We start from the raw sequence: 14,487 nt of genomic DNA on the forward strand, positions 1-14,487 counted from the left end.
TGCCTGATTCAAATGATGTAGTTAATGGTCCGCTCCCATCTCTTTCGCATGGCACATAGCCATCAGAACGCTTTCCGTAAAGCGTGTCCAGCCGGATTATATGCACACTTTGAAACAAGGAAACGCCTTTATAAATGATCCAGCCATTGTATTCATCTGCGCAATAATATAGTAATGATGCCTTTGGGACGGATTAATCCTAGCAAATCTATTATATAACATGGAATAGGATAATAGGTGATAATTGTAAAATAAAAAAGATTACAAAAACCGCCAGGAAATATCCTGACGGTCGTTTGTAGTGCGGTAAAAGTTGTTGAAATTTCCGTTTTCTTGTTTCTTACTGGCGGCTATTTCACGGCCGCACGTTTCTGCCTTGCCCGCCTTGTGGCTTCCACCATGTTCCGCAGGGCGGCGGCGGTTTCCGCCATCCCCCGGGTTTTCAATCCGCAGTCGGGATTGATCCAAAAGAGGGACGGATCCAGCACCTGAAGCGCCCTGTCGATCATGGCCTCCATTTCTTCCACCGAAGGAACCCGCGGACTGTGAATGTCATATACTCCGAGGCCGATTCCCTGGTTGTACGTATGCTCCTCGAAGCTGTGGATCAACTCGCCGTGGCTGCGCGAGGTCTCGATGGAAATCACATCCGCGTCAAGCGCTCGGATCGAGTCAATGATGTCGTGGAATTCACAATAGCACATATGAGTATGAATTTGGGTTTCATCCTTGACTGTGGCAACCGCCAGACGGAAGGCGTTGACCGCCCAATCCAGATAGTGCTGCCATTCGCTCTTTTTCAGCGGCAGTCCTTCTCGCAGAGCCGGCTCGTCTACCTGGATCATGCCAACACCTGCGGCCTCGAGCGCTTCCACTTCTTTGCGTAACGCAAGTGCAATCTGATTGGCGGTTTGGCTTCTGGGAAGATCGTCCCGCACAAAAGACCAGTTCAGGATCGTAACGGGACCGGTCAGCATGCCCTTCACCGGTTTCAGGGTCAGCGACTGGGCAAACATGCTCTCCGCCACCGTCATCGGCTCCAGGAACTCCACGTCACCGTATATTACCGGAGGCTTCACACAGCGGGAACCGTAGGACTGCACCCAGCCATTGGTTGTAAAAGCAAAACCGCCCAGCTTTTCGCCGAAATATTCCACCATATCCGTGCGTTCAAATTCGCCGTGGACGAGCACGTCCAGTCCGATCTGTTCCTGCTGCTCGATCCAGATCTGTATTTGCTCATGCAGGAAAGCAGTGTATCCGGCGTCCGTCCATTCGCCTTTTCTCCACTTTTGGCGGGCGGCACGTACCTCCTTCGTCTGCGGAAAGCTCCCAATCGTTGTCGTCGGCAGAAACGGCAAATTCCATTTCCGGCGCTGGGCGTCCTGCCGTACCGCGAAGCTGCTGCTCCGTGCGCTGTGCAGCAGTGCGAACCGAGCCGTTTCTTCCCGCACGGTAGCCCTGTGCCTTGATGGATTGGCGTTCAACCGGCCCAGCACTTGTGCGCTTTCGGTTGCAAGGCGGTCTGCAAGTGCAGCATCCTGTGCGGCTCGGGACAGCTGCACGACTTCCTCCAGCTTTTCGTCGGCAAACGCCATGGCGGCGGTCAAATCCGCAGGCAGCTCCGCTTCCGACTTCGTGGTGACAGGCACATGGAGCAGAGAGCAGGAAGGCTGCAGAACAAGCCGCTCCGGCGCAACGGCTTCGGAGATTTGCTCCATAAGAAGCAGCTTCGCTGCGACATCCGAACGCCAAATGTTCCTGCCGTCGACCACTCCCGCACCCAACACTTTGTCCTGCGGAAATCCGGAGGTTTGCAGTGATTGGAGATTGCGTCCGCTGCCGTGGACAAAGTCCAGCCCGATTCCCTTAACAGGCAGAGCCAACAGCTCCTCGTAGAACTCCACATCGTCAAAATAAGTCTGCAGCATAATATTCAGACCGGGAACCGCTTGTCCTATTTTCGAATAAATGGCCTGGATCCACTTGAGTTCTTCCCGTTGCAGCGAAGTGACAAGAACCGGTTCGTCGATCTGCACCCAAGCCGCGCCTTCCCGGCTGAGCTCCTGCAGCACCTGTATGTACAAGGGCAGGAAATCCTCAATAATCTCCCCTATCCTGCCGGATTCGTATCCCTTCGAAAGCTTGATAAACGTGTACAGCCCTATCATCACCGGCTTGCCCTCAATTCCGAGCTCCTGTTTGGCTTCCCGGTAAGCGGCAAGAGGACGGTTTTCGCTGAGCTGAGGCTTAACTTCTTTCAGCTCCGGTACAATGTAGTGGTAATTCATATTGAACCACTTGGTCATTTCACAGGCGGCCGCAGTTTCGTTTCCTCTGGCCATGGCAAAGTACGTCTGCAGCGGCACCTTCCCGCCTTCATATCCGAACCGCTTCGGCACCACCCCGAACATCGAGGCCATATCCAGCATGCTGTCGTAAAAAGAAAAATCTCCCACGGGAATCCAGTCGATCCCTTTTTCCCGCTGCAGCCTCAGATGGCCCAGGCGGATTTGCTTCATCTCCTCCGTGAACGCCTGCTCCTCCAGACGCCCTGCCCAGAAAGCCTCCAGAGCCTTCTTCCACTCCCGGTTCGCTCCGATTCTCGGATAGCCCAAATTACCTGCTGTTATTCCCATAATGCCTACACCCTCCAGTTATTGAATTGTAATCAGTCCAAAATATTCCTCGCAAAGTGACTGAACCTTCGAAGCCTATGCCGACTATTGTGCGGGGAGCCCCGACGAAAAATAGCACGGATACAAAAAAAGCACGCAAAAAAGGCGTCTTCACCCAAAGAAAACAAAGGTCAAGACGCCACAAGTTCACCGTATGATCGGCGGCAGCCGTCTAACACCTCCCTATCTCCCGTAGGTAAAAGCAGTGTCGTCAAAACAGGCAGGTCTCCTGGCTAAAGAATCATCGCCTGCTGCCGCCTTCCCGATCGTTCCGATCAGTGGCTTCTTGCCGCAAGCTCCTCTGTACAGTGGCGGGACCGCGTCGGATTGCACCGAACTTCCCTATTAAGCTCCGGATGTACCGGAGCACCTGTTTCCACAAATATTCAACTGTTTCAGTTAAACTGTTCCTATCATAAAGCGTTTTGGCCAGATGTGCAACGATTATTTGGATCCGATAGTAACCAGCCTCAGTCCTTTTTTCTTAATTCCATTGATGATAGTAGGAAGCGCGGCTATAGTAGACGGACGATCGTGCATAACGATGATGCTGCCCGAGTGCACCTGCGACAGGACGTTGTCGGCTACTTTTGCGGGATCTGTGGTGGCCCAGTCTCTCGGATCCTCATTCCACAGCACCATGTTCATGTTATGTTCCTCGATGACCGCTTTCGTGTCGTTGTTGTAAGCGCCATAAGGCGGCCGAAATAATTGAATCGGCTTGCTGTCCAGCTTTTTAAGCTTGGAAAGCCCGAGCTCGAACTCGCTCTCCTGCTGCTTCAACGTGAGCTGCGTCATCTTGGGATGCGAATTGGAATGATAGCCGATCTCATGCCCGTCGTAGACCGCTTTGATAACGGAGTCAGGGTAAGCCGCGGCATTTTGTCCCAGCAAAAAGAAGGTGACCTTCGTGTCGTTGTCTTTCAATACCTTCAAGAGTTCGTTCGTATATTTCGTCGGCCCGTCGTCTATCGTAATCGCGACCGTACCATTATCCACCCCGTAAATAGGCTGCAGGCCCGACTGCCTGCTCTTGGCCCCGGCGGCCGGAACATTGGGCTCCTCCTTGGCCTTGCCGCTTTCAAAGTCTTTCGGAACGACCTCCGCGGACGGCTGTTCAGCTGCGACTGGAGTCGGTTGTTCAATTGGCTTCATGTTCGCCGAAGGCGTCATATCCGCGGACTGCGGCTGTTCAGCCTGCTTTGCGGGACCAGCATGGCTGATATCGGCCGAAAGGGAATCTTTTGCAGGGGAAGAGGGCTTGTTAGCAGATTGGCATCCGGTCAATGCAAAAGAGAAAGAAAGCGACAGCACCATCAAACGCTTAAAATTCGGTTTCATTAATTAGTCCCACCCACATATAAAGAATACTTTTTTTCGCAAAACTATCAATCCGTTCCTATCATAGCACGAATATGGCAGCGGCAGTTGGATTAATTTTCTGCTGTACAAAGTTTTTAACCAATGTAATGATACTTCAAGCAACGCTTAAAAAAATAAACAATTCAGAATTGGTAATTATTGTAATATACAATTGCTAATGCGCGAGTTGCCCCTAATGGCGGCCCATTGCTGCCCTTCTATCCGATTCGGCTTAGAGCCGCTTATGAGATAGGAGATTAGCTTGGCTGCGCTTGATTGACTGGCCTGTCGCGAGCATTGGACTGGTTGCGACGATGAAGCAATCCATCCCGCCGCAAAAGAAGCTGATCTCTAAGTGAATATATCCACTTAGAGATCAGCTTGTTGTTTGTTCCCTTTTCACACGGGAAACTTACACATTCACCTGCACCCTGACCGGATTGGGCTTGCCGAGGAACCTCCAGAACGAGCCGCCGAACAAGTCGGCAACATCTCGCTGGATCTCGGCTTCCGTAATCTTCCAGCCGGTGTCCATTACGTCGCTGTACTTGTCGTACAACACCTTGCCGATGATCGCGCGGGAGTGGTCCCACTTGTAGAGCAGCTGGTCGAGCACACGGCTGTCCGAGTGCTGCGGGGTTACACTCGCGCCCAGAAGCTCCAAGCGAAGCCTGGTCATTTCTTCGACAATGCTCGGGTTGTTCAGGAACCACCAGCAGCCGAAAACATGCAGGTTGCGGAACTTTCGCGCCGCTACCGTCAGTTCATGCTGGTCGTCGCGCGACAGAACCGTACACAGGAACTTGTTGTCCGGATTCAGGGCGCAGATGTTCTCGACCGCAGAAATGTCGGATTTGCCCACGCTGTCCCCGGCATCGCCCAAGGAGGGGTTGACACTCTTTTTCACGCCGATCATCATCGCAAACGGGATGCCCGCTTCACGCGCGACAGGCAGGATACACTCATCGATGATGCGGCCGCGGCTCGATTTTGCCGGATAAGCGAATGTCGGAGGCAGGGACACCGCCATATAAAGCGGGTTCATCTTGGCGATCCAATATTTCAGGAAGCTGCGGATGCCGCCAAACGTTTTTTCCGTCAGCTCCTGTTCCACTTCATATCCCCAATTTTTCAGCTTCGTCCATGCTGTTTCCCACTGGTTCAGCAAGGGGTCGATACGCAGCGCTGTATTGAAGCGGGAATCTGCAGAGCCCATGCGTTCCCATTGTTCATGCTCCGCGTCCACGAACGGGTCGTTCGTCATGCATACGTTGGCCACGTTGCTCAGAGAGAAAATAAGGTCGATGTACTCGCCTGTCGTCATCTTCTTGAAATAATCGCGGTACGCCTGCAGGTCGCGGCTTTCCACATCGAGCCCGAGCCGTCTCAGGACGGTTAGCACTCCTCGGCAGGCCTCGCTGTAAGGAGTATGCTCGATAAACAGCGTCTGCCAGATGAGGTCGGCCTGCTCCGTTTTGCTCATCGCCCAGAACTCGGTATAAGGCAGCTCCGGACGAAAGCGGAACATCTCGGCAACGAGATAATGGTAAGTAAGAAGCTCATCGATGCCCCACAGCAGAATGTCGCCGAAGGCTTCGGTAAACAAGTGCGTATGGATATCGGAAATCGGCGTATTTCGGATCGTTTGGTCCACAACCGCTTTAAGCTGCTCTTTCGTTTGAATCGCCATCGATTTTTCTCCTCCCCTATTCCTGTTTAGTTGGCCTGTTTGCCCAGCAGCTCGAGATGCCTGCCGATATGGGCTGCCAGCGACTGAGCGTAAGCGTCCTCCTGCTCGCTCAGCGTGCGGAAGAACTCCTCCTTGAACAGCGGCCGGCCCTGCCCGTCCTTTGCCTGCAGCAGAATGCCGTAGGTAATATGGATCAGCTGGCGGGCATTGTCTTCGTTCATATATTCGGGAAGCCCGGCGTCGCTAACTTCGTCCAAAGGTGCAATTTTGCTTAAATCGGTAGTGACGTGGTAGTAAGCTGCCGCTTCTTCAAAATGTTCAAGCGCGTATTGGTGCATTCTGCGGTACAGGGATGGGTTGACCTTCGCTGCGGTGCGCACGGCTTCCAGCCAGTTGGTTCCGGCCGTTTTTACATGGAAGCGTCCTTTAGTGTACTTGGCGATGATTGGGAACACGCTGAATTTATCGCTTCCGGAGTGGATGCTTAGCTTGTAGCCGAAATGGTCGGCAATCTGCGCGTGCACGATCAATTCTTTCTCGAATTGGGCAATGTCGCCTATGTAGTCGATCCCTTTCTGGAACTCTCCGCAGAAGCGGGGAGCCATGCTAAAGATCGCCAGGCCACGGTCATACAGCTCTTGGGCCACGAAGAAATGGGACTCCGGCGCCGTCGCAGTGGCCGTCTCGTCAATGGAGATTTCGAAATCGACTTCACGGGATGCGTTCTTGATGTAGTTGTTATGGATATGCTCCATATAATCGATCGCTGCGGAATAAATGAGCACGTTCTTGATTAGCGTTTCCCGGCTGAAGCTGATAACGGTGTCCGCAACCTGGAAAGTTTGATTCAGATACCGGGACTCATAATGATTGCGCAGCTCCTCCGGCAGCTTGGCGTATTTCTCTTCCTGCTCGGCTGCGGAGGCACCTTCCACCGAGTTGTCGATCTTCTCGGAGCAGTCGAGCGTCAGCATCGTAAAGCCCAGCTCCAGCGCCATCTCGATGTCCTGCTCCACTTTCAGATGGTCGCCGTCTGCGCCGAAGCCGTCCTTGAAGCCCTCCTGGAACACGGCGAAGCACGCGGCGTCCACGACCTGCTTATAGTCGCGTCCGGTCAGGTTCAGCTCGCGGATGCTTTGCTGTGCCAGGATCGGATAGACGGCGCGTCCGCGAATCGTCTGGATATGGCCGGGAGACGCGATCCCCAGACGGTCGCCCAATCCGAAGGTGGCCACCTGGGTTCCAAAGGCGCGCGGCACCGTGTAATCCAGATATTTGTTCAGGATCAGGCGGTTTTCGTGGGTAAGCGGGCACTTCTTGCCCCCCTCTTCCTCGGTTCCCTGCAGCTCGTTATACAACGGGCCTTCACCCACGGCGAGAACATACTTCGTTTGGTTTATTTTGATCATCACCAGCTTGGTGGAGCCGGATTCGGTGATTGACCGCGGGTACACTTTTACCTCTTCGCCAGCGGAAAATACGTCTTCGCCCTGCCTCAACGCTTGGGCCACACTCGCAACAGCACTCATGCATTCATCCTCCTCGGTTTTCTTTATCGTAATGCAAAACAGGACGGCTTTCACCGCGATTTTTGCTAAGATCGTGTTTGAGTATGCAATTCTTGCTGAACATGAAAGCGATTTCTATTATGCAAAAGAAAACCGCTGTTTTCCAGGGGCCGGTAGGCTTTGACAACATCTCTCATTTCGTTTCGGGCGCGCTTCAAAAAGCTGACAAACCATGCTCCCCAAACATACCGCAAGCTTTATCGCCCGCTGTCGGCTGGAAAATCGGAAATGAAATCATCCTTTCCAATAAATTTATCCCAACACGCGGTTCTCCCGGAGTGCGTCGCGGTGGTGCATGACGGACCCACACTTACGCACAATAAATACTTTATCCATAGCCGCCAAAAATCATAATTTACTATCAAACAACAAAAAACGACAGCCCCCGGAGAAATCCCGAGGGCTTGCGTCTTGTTACGCGTTTACAAAAGGCGAGCTGTATCCGCTGATGCCGCTTAATATCCGCTCCGACTGTTCCTCGTCCATCGAGCCGAGCCGCTCGACTGCGTCGACGATTTTGGGGAACAGCCGGACGTCCCCTGCGCTGGCGAAGCCGGCTATTCCCGGGAACGACAGGACGAAATGGACGCAGGCGTCGATCACCTGCTGGTGGTCAAAAGGCTCGTACCAGGTCGCATACGTCCTTTGCTGATTCTCAGCCCATGGCCCCTTGGCAATTGCCTTGATCACTCTCACAGCCGTGTTCTGCCTGCCCGCTTCCTCCACCAGCCGGTCAAAGGCTTCACGGTATTCGGGCAGCGAATACATATGATAGTTCAACGGCAGCAGCACGGTGTCGAAAGGAAACCGGTCCAGTGCCTCCAGGTGGGTGGCGGGAGCAAGATGGCCGTGCCCAGTAATGCCGATCGCTTTGGCGATCCCTTCTTCTTTTGCCTCTATTGCCGCCTGCAGCGCTCCATCCTTGCCGGTGCATTTATCCAGCTCGTCCAACGTACCGACAGCATGCAGCTGGATCAGGTCAAGACGATCCGTCTGCAGACGCTCAAGAGAACGGTAAATTTCCTCCTTGGCCTTCTCCTTGGTGCGCTCCCCGGTTTTGGTGGCGAGAAAAATATCGTTCCGGATCTTCGGCATCCAAGGACCCATTCTTAACTCGGCGTCGCCATAGCTTGCTGCGGTATCGAAATGATTAACCCCATGCTCCAGCGCATACGCAATGGATGCGTCTGCCTCCTCCTGTGTCACATCCCCCAAGCTGGCTGCCCCGAACATGACAACAGAGCTTTGGTAATTCAGTCTCCCAAGTTCCCTTTTCAACATCGTATTTGCCTCCTTTTGATTAAGTACTTCCTGTCAGCAATTCATCTGCGGCGATTCCGGATTCAACTCCATAAATTCAATCCGGTTTCCATCGGGATCTTTCACCCAGCATTGGTAATTCTTGTCTTTCCCCTGCTTCGGCTCGACATCCAAAGTAACGCTGTGCTCCTTCATATGCTCTGCAATCTCCTGAATGCTGTCCACTTCCAGACACAAATGGTTATACCCGATCTGCCGTTCAACCGGCAAAGGCTTGTTCTTTCCGCCGTAGAACAGCTCGATAAACTGCCGCTCGGCCACTTTGATGTAGACGATCCAGGGCTCGTCCTTGTCGTCACGAAGCTCGAAAGCTTTGGAAAAACCGAGAATATCACAGTAAAAATGCAGCGACGACTCTATATCCTCCACGTTTAAAGCGATATGTCCGATCCCTTTAATCACATCGAAGAACCTCCTTAGTTTTAATGGGAAATAGTATGGCATCACATGATCTAATGAAGGCTTACCCTTCCAGTTTACATGTAATCGGATTCATTTTCCACTATTCTCCATTCTTTAAAATAAGGGATTACTTAAGTTTACGTTACTAGGGAACAACATTTTCAGTAATTAACAGCCACTTCCACTCCAGAGTTATGGGCTTTATCTTGCAAAGCAGCTGTGCCCTGTCTGGCGGTTAAAACTTGCCGCAGCAGGGCGCTTTTCGTTGTGTTGCCGCCATTGATGCTTCCACAGTTTTTGCGCCGATTCGGCACGAACTCCCACGGTCACTTATTTTTCTACTCCTTCCTTCTCTAGTTTAGTTGCTATTCCCGACAGTAATGGTTTACTATGAAAGTAGTGCAAAGGTTTACATCAAGTTATTTGTTACATAGCAGCTTACTCTTTGAAAGCGCATTAATGCCGGAAGTGGAAGAATCAAACAATGGAGAGGAGCATACAAGCCCATGTCTACTGCAAGAAGCGAACAAGCTGTTGTCCCTGACAATTATATGCCCAAGCAGCCTGCAACAATTGAATGCTCTGTAGAAAAAACTTTAAATGTAATCGGCGGCAAATGGTCCTTTCTTGTGCTTAGAGAGCTATTCTGCGGCACCAAACGATTCGGCGAGCTCAACCGGAGCATCAAAGGAATCAATCCGAAATCCCTTACGGACACGCTGCGCCATTTGGAGGAGCAGGGAGTACTGGAACGGACCGCTTTTCCTACCGTACCCGTGACGGTCGAATATTCGTTGACGCCCAAAGGCGAGGACCTGCACCAGATTCTTAAAGAGATGAAGCTTTGGTCCGCCAAATGGACCTGATAACAGCTCTCCCACCCCAAAGTGATGTGACCCCTGTCAAGTAGACAGCTATTAAAAAGAACTTTTAAGCAGCCTGAGTCTTGTATTCATAAGGACTCAGGTTGTTTAATTTTTTCTGGAAACGTTCATTGTTATAAAAATGGATATAACGTTGAACAGCGTGCTTTACTTGTTCAACCGAATGAAAGGAATAAAGATCAAAGCACTCTGACTTAAAATGACTGAAAAAGTTCTCCATACATGCATTGTCCCAACAGTTTCCTTTTCGGGACATGCTACCTTTCATATGGTATCGTTTAAGCAAGTTGTTAAATTGACGAGACGTGTACTGGAAGCCTTGGTCGCTATGCAGGAGGATCCCTTTCACATTCCGTTTTCTCTTTGCCTTCCTGATCGTGTCAAACACCAGCTTTAAATCGTTTCTGCGACTGATGTGGTAGGCTACAATCTCATTGTTGTACAGGTCTTTAATCGCAGACAAATAAAGTTTCTGTCCATTGAAAATTAGATAAGTAATATCGGTTACCCACTTCTCATTTAGATTAGAGGCTGTAAATTCCCGGTTAAGGTGGTTGTCCGAGATAACGTAAGCCTCTTTCTTGCCGTAGTAAGGTCTTTTCTTTCGAATGACTGCCTTTATCCCTAGCTCTCGCATGAGCCTTTGCACACGCTTATGGTTGAGGTGCAGCCCATGTTTCCGCATAAGCCAGACCTTTACACGACGGTATCCATAAATCCCTTTCAATTGTCCATGGCATTCTAACATTTTCCCTTTAATTGCCTCGTCTTCCCGTTGTTTTTGGGACACAAATGTCTGTCGTTTTTTCCATCTATAGAAACCACTTCTGGACACTTGGGCCAGCTCACATAGCAAGATGACATCGTAACCCTTGCTGGCTAATTCCTGGATAATGGCAAACTTTTTACCGCTTTGTACAGCATCCATGCCTCCTTTCACATTTTTAAGAGCTTTTTTAGCAGTTCATTCTCCGCTTCAAGACGTTTCAGCTTCACCTCCGGATCTTCGGGTCGTGTTCTCGGTCTGCCTTTTCCAGGGCCATTTGCTTTTCCCCGTTTTTCCTCAAGCCCCTTTATGCCCTCTGCCTCAAAATTCTTCACCCACCGACGAACAAGGGAAGGGTCAATCGCTAATTCCCTCGCTACGGTCTTATAGCCCATTCCTTCTTTAAGATAAAGGTCTACTGCCTTTTTCTTGAATGCAACATCGTATGTTCTCGCTATTTCGCCCATAGAAAAAATCCCCTCCACAATAGACATAGTAAATGGCTTTCTTTTTTCTGTCTACTATGAGGGGATCGTATCAAAGGGTGGGGGGTTCTGTTTTCAAATACAACGCTTATACCAGATGCCTCGTTCGGCCAGCTATCCACCAATTAACTGCCAAATCATATATTATCAAAGGCTCACCGGAAGTTTACCGAACATTTTGCCTAGTTCATCGGAAAGTTCCTTGCGCTCCACAAGTTCTTCGATACGTTGGTCATGAACTGTTCCCAAAAGAAGGAATGACCGGATTTCTTTGTGCGTGCCTCTCGTTTTCCGTCCCAGATGATTTTTGCACAGGTTGACTGCAATTCGCATTAGCCATGCTTTTTCCTGCAGAACTCCAGTTCTGGCCCGCTGCAATGCCTTGATAAGTACTTCCTGACAAATATCCTCGGCATCGGACTTATCCTGATCCTCGATGATCCGCAGCATATTATAATTTACATTCGGGTCGTATCTACCTGGTTGGAACTTCGGACCGCTGGAACAAGGAACCAATCCTTGGGAAGCTCGGTCAAAGGGAGGTACCCATGAGCGCAACCCGACAACAGACCCAAATAATCAACCCCCTCGCACGCCGCACTTGAACTATATGTTGAAATGGATACGGTTACGCATCAAGTAACAGGAAAAGCTTCATCTAATCAGCTTTCTTAGAGGTATGGACAGGATTTAACGGGATTTTCTGCCTTTAATTCGGCATGTTGACCATGCAGGAGACATTTTCTACAACATTAACGGGAGGTTTTCCAGCAAAAGGAGTCTTCAGAGCTCATCCGGGAAAGATTAACCGGAGTTTTTCCAGTTCGCTAATGCCGGGCGCTTTGTGCTCAAGTGGGTGCCGTACTATGTCGCACGAACGCAACCGGGGACAAATTAGTCGGAGTTTTGCCACTTCGATCTTATCCGGCGCTTTGCGCTAGAGTGGGTGCCATACTATGCCGCACGAGCGCTGCCGCGTCAGATTAGCCCGAGTTTTGCCACGCCGATCATATCCGGTGCTTTGCACAAAAGCGGGTGCCTTGCCCATACCGTGCAGATGGCTGCAGAGTAACCAAGCATCACGTGTGATCCATTAGTTCAACTCCCTTTCGACCACTTTAAATAAGCTCGCCCACTTCAAAATACCCCAAGCTAGACCTTAAACCGATACCCGGCTCCCCAAATGGTCTCTATGTATTCGGAGTTGGAGGGGTCCAGCTCGATCTTTTCCCGCAGCTTGCGGATATGCACGGTCACCGTAGGGATCTCCCCCAGGGAATCGAGCCCCCACACTCTCTCGAACAGCTGCTCCTTGCTGAACACCCGGTTCGGGTTCACGGCCAGAAAAGCCAGCAGCTCAAATTCCCTGTTCGTCAGATTGACTTCCCTGCCGCGCACAAACACTCTATGGGAGTCCAAATCAACAACCAGCCCGCGGATCCGGACCTCCTGATTTTTATGCTGTTTGCTGCCCATCAGACGCTCATACCGGGAAAGATGCGCCTTCACCCTCGCCACCAGCTCGCCCAAACTGAAAGGCTTCGTAATATAATCGTCCGCCCCGAGCCCGAGGCCTCGGATTTTATCGATATCGTCCTTACGAGCCGAAACCATAAGAATCGGAATATCCCGCTGCTCGCGGATTTGCCTGCAGATCTCAAACCCGTCCACTTTGGGCAGCATCAAATCGAGAATAATCAAGTCATACTCGCCCGACAGCCCTTTTGCCAGCCCTTGTTGCCCGCTTCCCTCAATATCCGCCTGGTACCCGTGCATCACAAGATAATCCCGTTCCAGCTCGGCGATGCTGACTTCGTCTTCTATGATCAATATTTTATTCATGCGATTTCACCAGCTTTATCCGCCCTTTTTCTTAGCGTAAAAGTGACCGTCGTCCCCATCCCCAAAGCGCTCTCCGCCCAGATCTTCCCGCCGTGCCCTTCAATAATCTGCTCGGCGATCGCGAGTCCCAGCCCGGTGCCTCCCGTCTCCGTATTACGCGATAGCTCCGCCCTGTAGAACCTGTCAAAAATGGACGACAGCGCTTCGGGATGAATCCCCTGCCCGTTATCTGCAACTGAGATACTGACCACGGATTCCGTTTCCTTGGCGTCTATACTGATTTCGGGTTCGGCCTTATCCATAAATTTAACGCTGTTGTTGATAATATTCAAGATGACGCGCTTTAGCTTTTCCCTGTCCGCCGTAACCAAGCAGCCTTGGACTGCCGAAATGCCGGTATGCAGCCGGACACCCTTTTTCTCCAGGTCAAAGGAAAGTTCGTCGATGCAGTCCTGCAGATAAGCGCCGATATCGACACTCTCGAAATTAAACGGAAGATGCTTCAGGTCCAGCTTGGAATAGAGAAAAAGCTCGTCGATCATGTGGTCCATACTGTCCGCCTTTGCGTAAATCGTCCTGACGTACTTGTCCATTTTATCCGGCGTGTCCGCGACTCCGTCCTGGATTCCTTCCACATACCCCTTAATTGCCGTGATCGGCGTTTTCAAATCGTGGGAGATGTTGGAGATCAGTTCCTTGCGGTTTTCCTCAAACCTGAGCTGCCGCTCGATAGACACCTTAAGCTGATGTCTCATCTCTTCAAAAGCGTTGCTGAGCTGGCCGATTTCGTCACGGGACGCGGATTCGACGCTAAAATCTAGATTGCCTTCTTTGATTTCCTCCGCTGCCTTTTTCAATCTGTTCAGCGGCCTGATAATGCTCCTAGACACCAGGTAGGTGAGCACCGAGTTGGTGACGACCAGAATGACCAGCAGAGAGAAGAACAGCAGCGGAAAAAACCTTCTGGCAAAGTTCGTCAGCGGATTCGTCTCGCCCACCATGTATAAATCGCCCGGGCTTTTGTCGGAATAATGCATTTCATAATGCTCGAACGAATAAAATTTACCGCCGATCCGTTTGGTGTATCCGTCATCATGCAGGCCCGCCTTCTGGACAGAAGGGAGCTCATTCATAATATCGGGTTGATTCACGGGGTTAGAAATATAGGTAAAGCGGCCGTTTTTCTTGACTGCCACCCCAATATGCGAGTTTTTAAGCTCAGTGTCTATCTCGGATAAGTAGGAGACGTCCGTGAAAGCGTCAGGATTTTTTTCCAGCGTCCGCTTCAGTTCCCTGCGCAAGCCTCTATCTTCGTGGTCTGTAAATAAGGAGGCATTATAGTTATTAGCGATATAAATATTGCGGATATTCTGCAAATCCCCCTTATAAACAAGAACCAGCAGAAGCGCGGCCAGCATAAACAGAACCAGCGGAACGATCAGCATCGCCGCATAGCTGAGAATGAGTCTAAGTCTTATCGACATCGGGCA

General features: G+C 51.0%; 13 protein-coding genes and 1 riboswitch. Of the genes, 2 read left to right on the top strand and 11 right to left on the bottom strand.

The window, feature by feature from the left end; all coding sequences use genetic code 11:
- Positions 1-350 precede the first annotated feature (350 nt).
- From metE to ACZ5N7_RS09880, 4 genes are all read right to left on the bottom strand, one after another.
- Positions 351-2,639: a 5-methyltetrahydropteroyltriglutamate--homocysteine S-methyltransferase gene (gene metE, locus ACZ5N7_RS09865; protein ID WP_464654010.1), complete on the bottom strand. Its 2,289-nt coding sequence runs from the start codon at positions 2,637-2,639 to the stop codon at positions 351-353.
- 241 nt (positions 2,640-2,880) lie between these two features.
- A riboswitch (cobalamin riboswitch) is annotated at positions 2,881-3,067 on the bottom strand.
- A 55-nt stretch (positions 3,068-3,122) separates the two neighbouring features.
- Positions 3,123-4,019, bottom strand: a complete 897-nt coding sequence (locus ACZ5N7_RS09870) for a polysaccharide deacetylase family protein (protein ID WP_464654011.1) — start codon at positions 4,017-4,019, stop codon at positions 3,123-3,125.
- A 433-nt stretch (positions 4,020-4,452) separates the two neighbouring features.
- The gene (locus ACZ5N7_RS09875) at positions 4,453-5,730 is read right to left on the bottom strand and encodes a glucuronate isomerase (RefSeq protein ID WP_464654012.1); all 1,278 of its coding nucleotides are present in this window, start codon (positions 5,728-5,730) and stop codon (positions 4,453-4,455) included.
- A 26-nt stretch (positions 5,731-5,756) separates the two neighbouring features.
- Positions 5,757-7,259 carry a tagaturonate epimerase family protein gene (locus ACZ5N7_RS09880; protein WP_464654013.1) on the bottom strand — a complete coding sequence of 501 codons (1,503 nt, stop codon included), beginning with the start codon at positions 7,257-7,259 and terminating at the stop codon, positions 5,757-5,759.
- A 92-nt stretch (positions 7,260-7,351) separates the two neighbouring features.
- On the opposite strand from ACZ5N7_RS09880, the gene ACZ5N7_RS09885 reads away from it, so the two are divergent.
- On the top strand, positions 7,352-7,597 hold the full coding sequence (locus ACZ5N7_RS09885; RefSeq protein ID WP_464654014.1) for a hypothetical protein: 246 nt from the start codon (positions 7,352-7,354) through the stop codon (positions 7,595-7,597).
- A 115-nt stretch (positions 7,598-7,712) separates the two neighbouring features.
- Here ACZ5N7_RS09885 and ACZ5N7_RS09890 read toward each other — a convergent pair whose 3' ends face one another.
- Complete coding sequence (locus ACZ5N7_RS09890) at positions 7,713-8,579, bottom strand: aldo/keto reductase (RefSeq protein WP_464654015.1); 867 nt, start codon at positions 8,577-8,579, stop codon at positions 7,713-7,715.
- A 33-nt stretch (positions 8,580-8,612) separates the two neighbouring features.
- Positions 8,613-9,020 (bottom strand): VOC family protein, encoded by a 408-nt coding sequence (locus ACZ5N7_RS09895; protein ID WP_464654016.1) that lies wholly within the window; start codon positions 9,018-9,020, stop codon positions 8,613-8,615.
- 506 nt (positions 9,021-9,526) lie between these two features.
- Here ACZ5N7_RS09895 and ACZ5N7_RS09900 point away from each other — a divergent pair.
- Positions 9,527-9,886: a winged helix-turn-helix transcriptional regulator gene (locus ACZ5N7_RS09900; RefSeq protein WP_464654017.1), complete on the top strand. Its 360-nt coding sequence runs from the start codon at positions 9,527-9,529 to the stop codon at positions 9,884-9,886.
- A gap of 64 nt (positions 9,887-9,950) precedes the next feature.
- Here the strand turns inward: ACZ5N7_RS09900 and ACZ5N7_RS09905 are convergent, their stop codons facing one another.
- The 5 genes from ACZ5N7_RS09905 to ACZ5N7_RS09925 form a co-directional block, all read right to left on the bottom strand.
- Positions 9,951-10,832: an IS3 family transposase gene (locus tag ACZ5N7_RS09905; RefSeq protein ID WP_464654018.1), complete on the bottom strand. Its 882-nt coding sequence runs from the start codon at positions 10,830-10,832 to the stop codon at positions 9,951-9,953.
- Between the two features lie 8 nt (positions 10,833-10,840).
- A complete protein-coding gene (locus ACZ5N7_RS09910) occupies positions 10,841-11,137 on the bottom strand; it encodes a transposase (protein WP_464659191.1) in 297 nt (98 codons plus the stop codon).
- A 165-nt stretch (positions 11,138-11,302) separates the two neighbouring features.
- The gene (locus ACZ5N7_RS09915) at positions 11,303-11,605 is read right to left on the bottom strand and encodes an RNA polymerase sigma factor (protein ID WP_464654019.1); all 303 of its coding nucleotides are present in this window, start codon (positions 11,603-11,605) and stop codon (positions 11,303-11,305) included.
- A 702-nt stretch (positions 11,606-12,307) separates the two neighbouring features.
- Positions 12,308-12,997 carry a response regulator transcription factor gene (locus tag ACZ5N7_RS09920; RefSeq protein ID WP_464654020.1) on the bottom strand — a complete coding sequence of 230 codons (690 nt, stop codon included), beginning with the start codon at positions 12,995-12,997 and terminating at the stop codon, positions 12,308-12,310.
- Positions 12,994-14,481 carry a sensor histidine kinase gene (locus ACZ5N7_RS09925; RefSeq protein WP_464654021.1) on the bottom strand — a complete coding sequence of 496 codons (1,488 nt, stop codon included), beginning with the start codon at positions 14,479-14,481 and terminating at the stop codon, positions 12,994-12,996. The genes ACZ5N7_RS09920 and ACZ5N7_RS09925 overlap by 4 nt, the downstream gene beginning before the upstream one ends.
- Between the last annotated feature and the right edge of the window lie 6 nt (positions 14,482-14,487).

Source organism: Paenibacillus sp. JCM 18996, assembly GCF_055392555.1.

Bases quoted from the DNA above. Each gene is read 5' to 3' on its own strand.
- ACZ5N7_RS09925 (WP_464654021.1), bottom strand. From the start codon at position 14,481: ATGTCGATAAGACTTAGACTCATTCTCAGCTATGCGGCGATGCTGATC.
- ACZ5N7_RS09920 (WP_464654020.1), bottom strand. From the start codon at position 12,997: ATGAATAAAATATTGATCATAGAAGACGAAGTCAGCATCGCCGAGCTG.
- ACZ5N7_RS09875 (WP_464654012.1), bottom strand. From the start codon at position 5,730: ATGGCGATTCAAACGAAAGAGCAGCTTAAAGCGGTTGTGGACCAAACG.
- ACZ5N7_RS09900 (WP_464654017.1), top strand. From the start codon at position 9,527: ATGTCTACTGCAAGAAGCGAACAAGCTGTTGTCCCTGACAATTATATG.
- ACZ5N7_RS09905 (WP_464654018.1), bottom strand. From the start codon at position 10,832: ATGGATGCTGTACAAAGCGGTAAAAAGTTTGCCATTATCCAGGAATTA.
- ACZ5N7_RS09870 (WP_464654011.1), bottom strand. From the start codon at position 4,019: ATGAAACCGAATTTTAAGCGTTTGATGGTGCTGTCGCTTTCTTTCTCT.
- ACZ5N7_RS09915 (WP_464654019.1), bottom strand. From the start codon at position 11,605: ATGCTGCGGATCATCGAGGATCAGGATAAGTCCGATGCCGAGGATATT.
- ACZ5N7_RS09910 (WP_464659191.1), bottom strand. From the start codon at position 11,137: ATGGGCGAAATAGCGAGAACATACGATGTTGCATTCAAGAAAAAGGCA.
- ACZ5N7_RS09880 (WP_464654013.1), bottom strand. From the start codon at position 7,259: ATGAGTGCTGTTGCGAGTGTGGCCCAAGCGTTGAGGCAGGGCGAAGAC.
- ACZ5N7_RS09890 (WP_464654015.1), bottom strand. From the start codon at position 8,579: ATGTTGAAAAGGGAACTTGGGAGACTGAATTACCAAAGCTCTGTTGTC.
- metE (WP_464654010.1), bottom strand. From the start codon at position 2,639: ATGGGAATAACAGCAGGTAATTTGGGCTATCCGAGAATCGGAGCGAAC.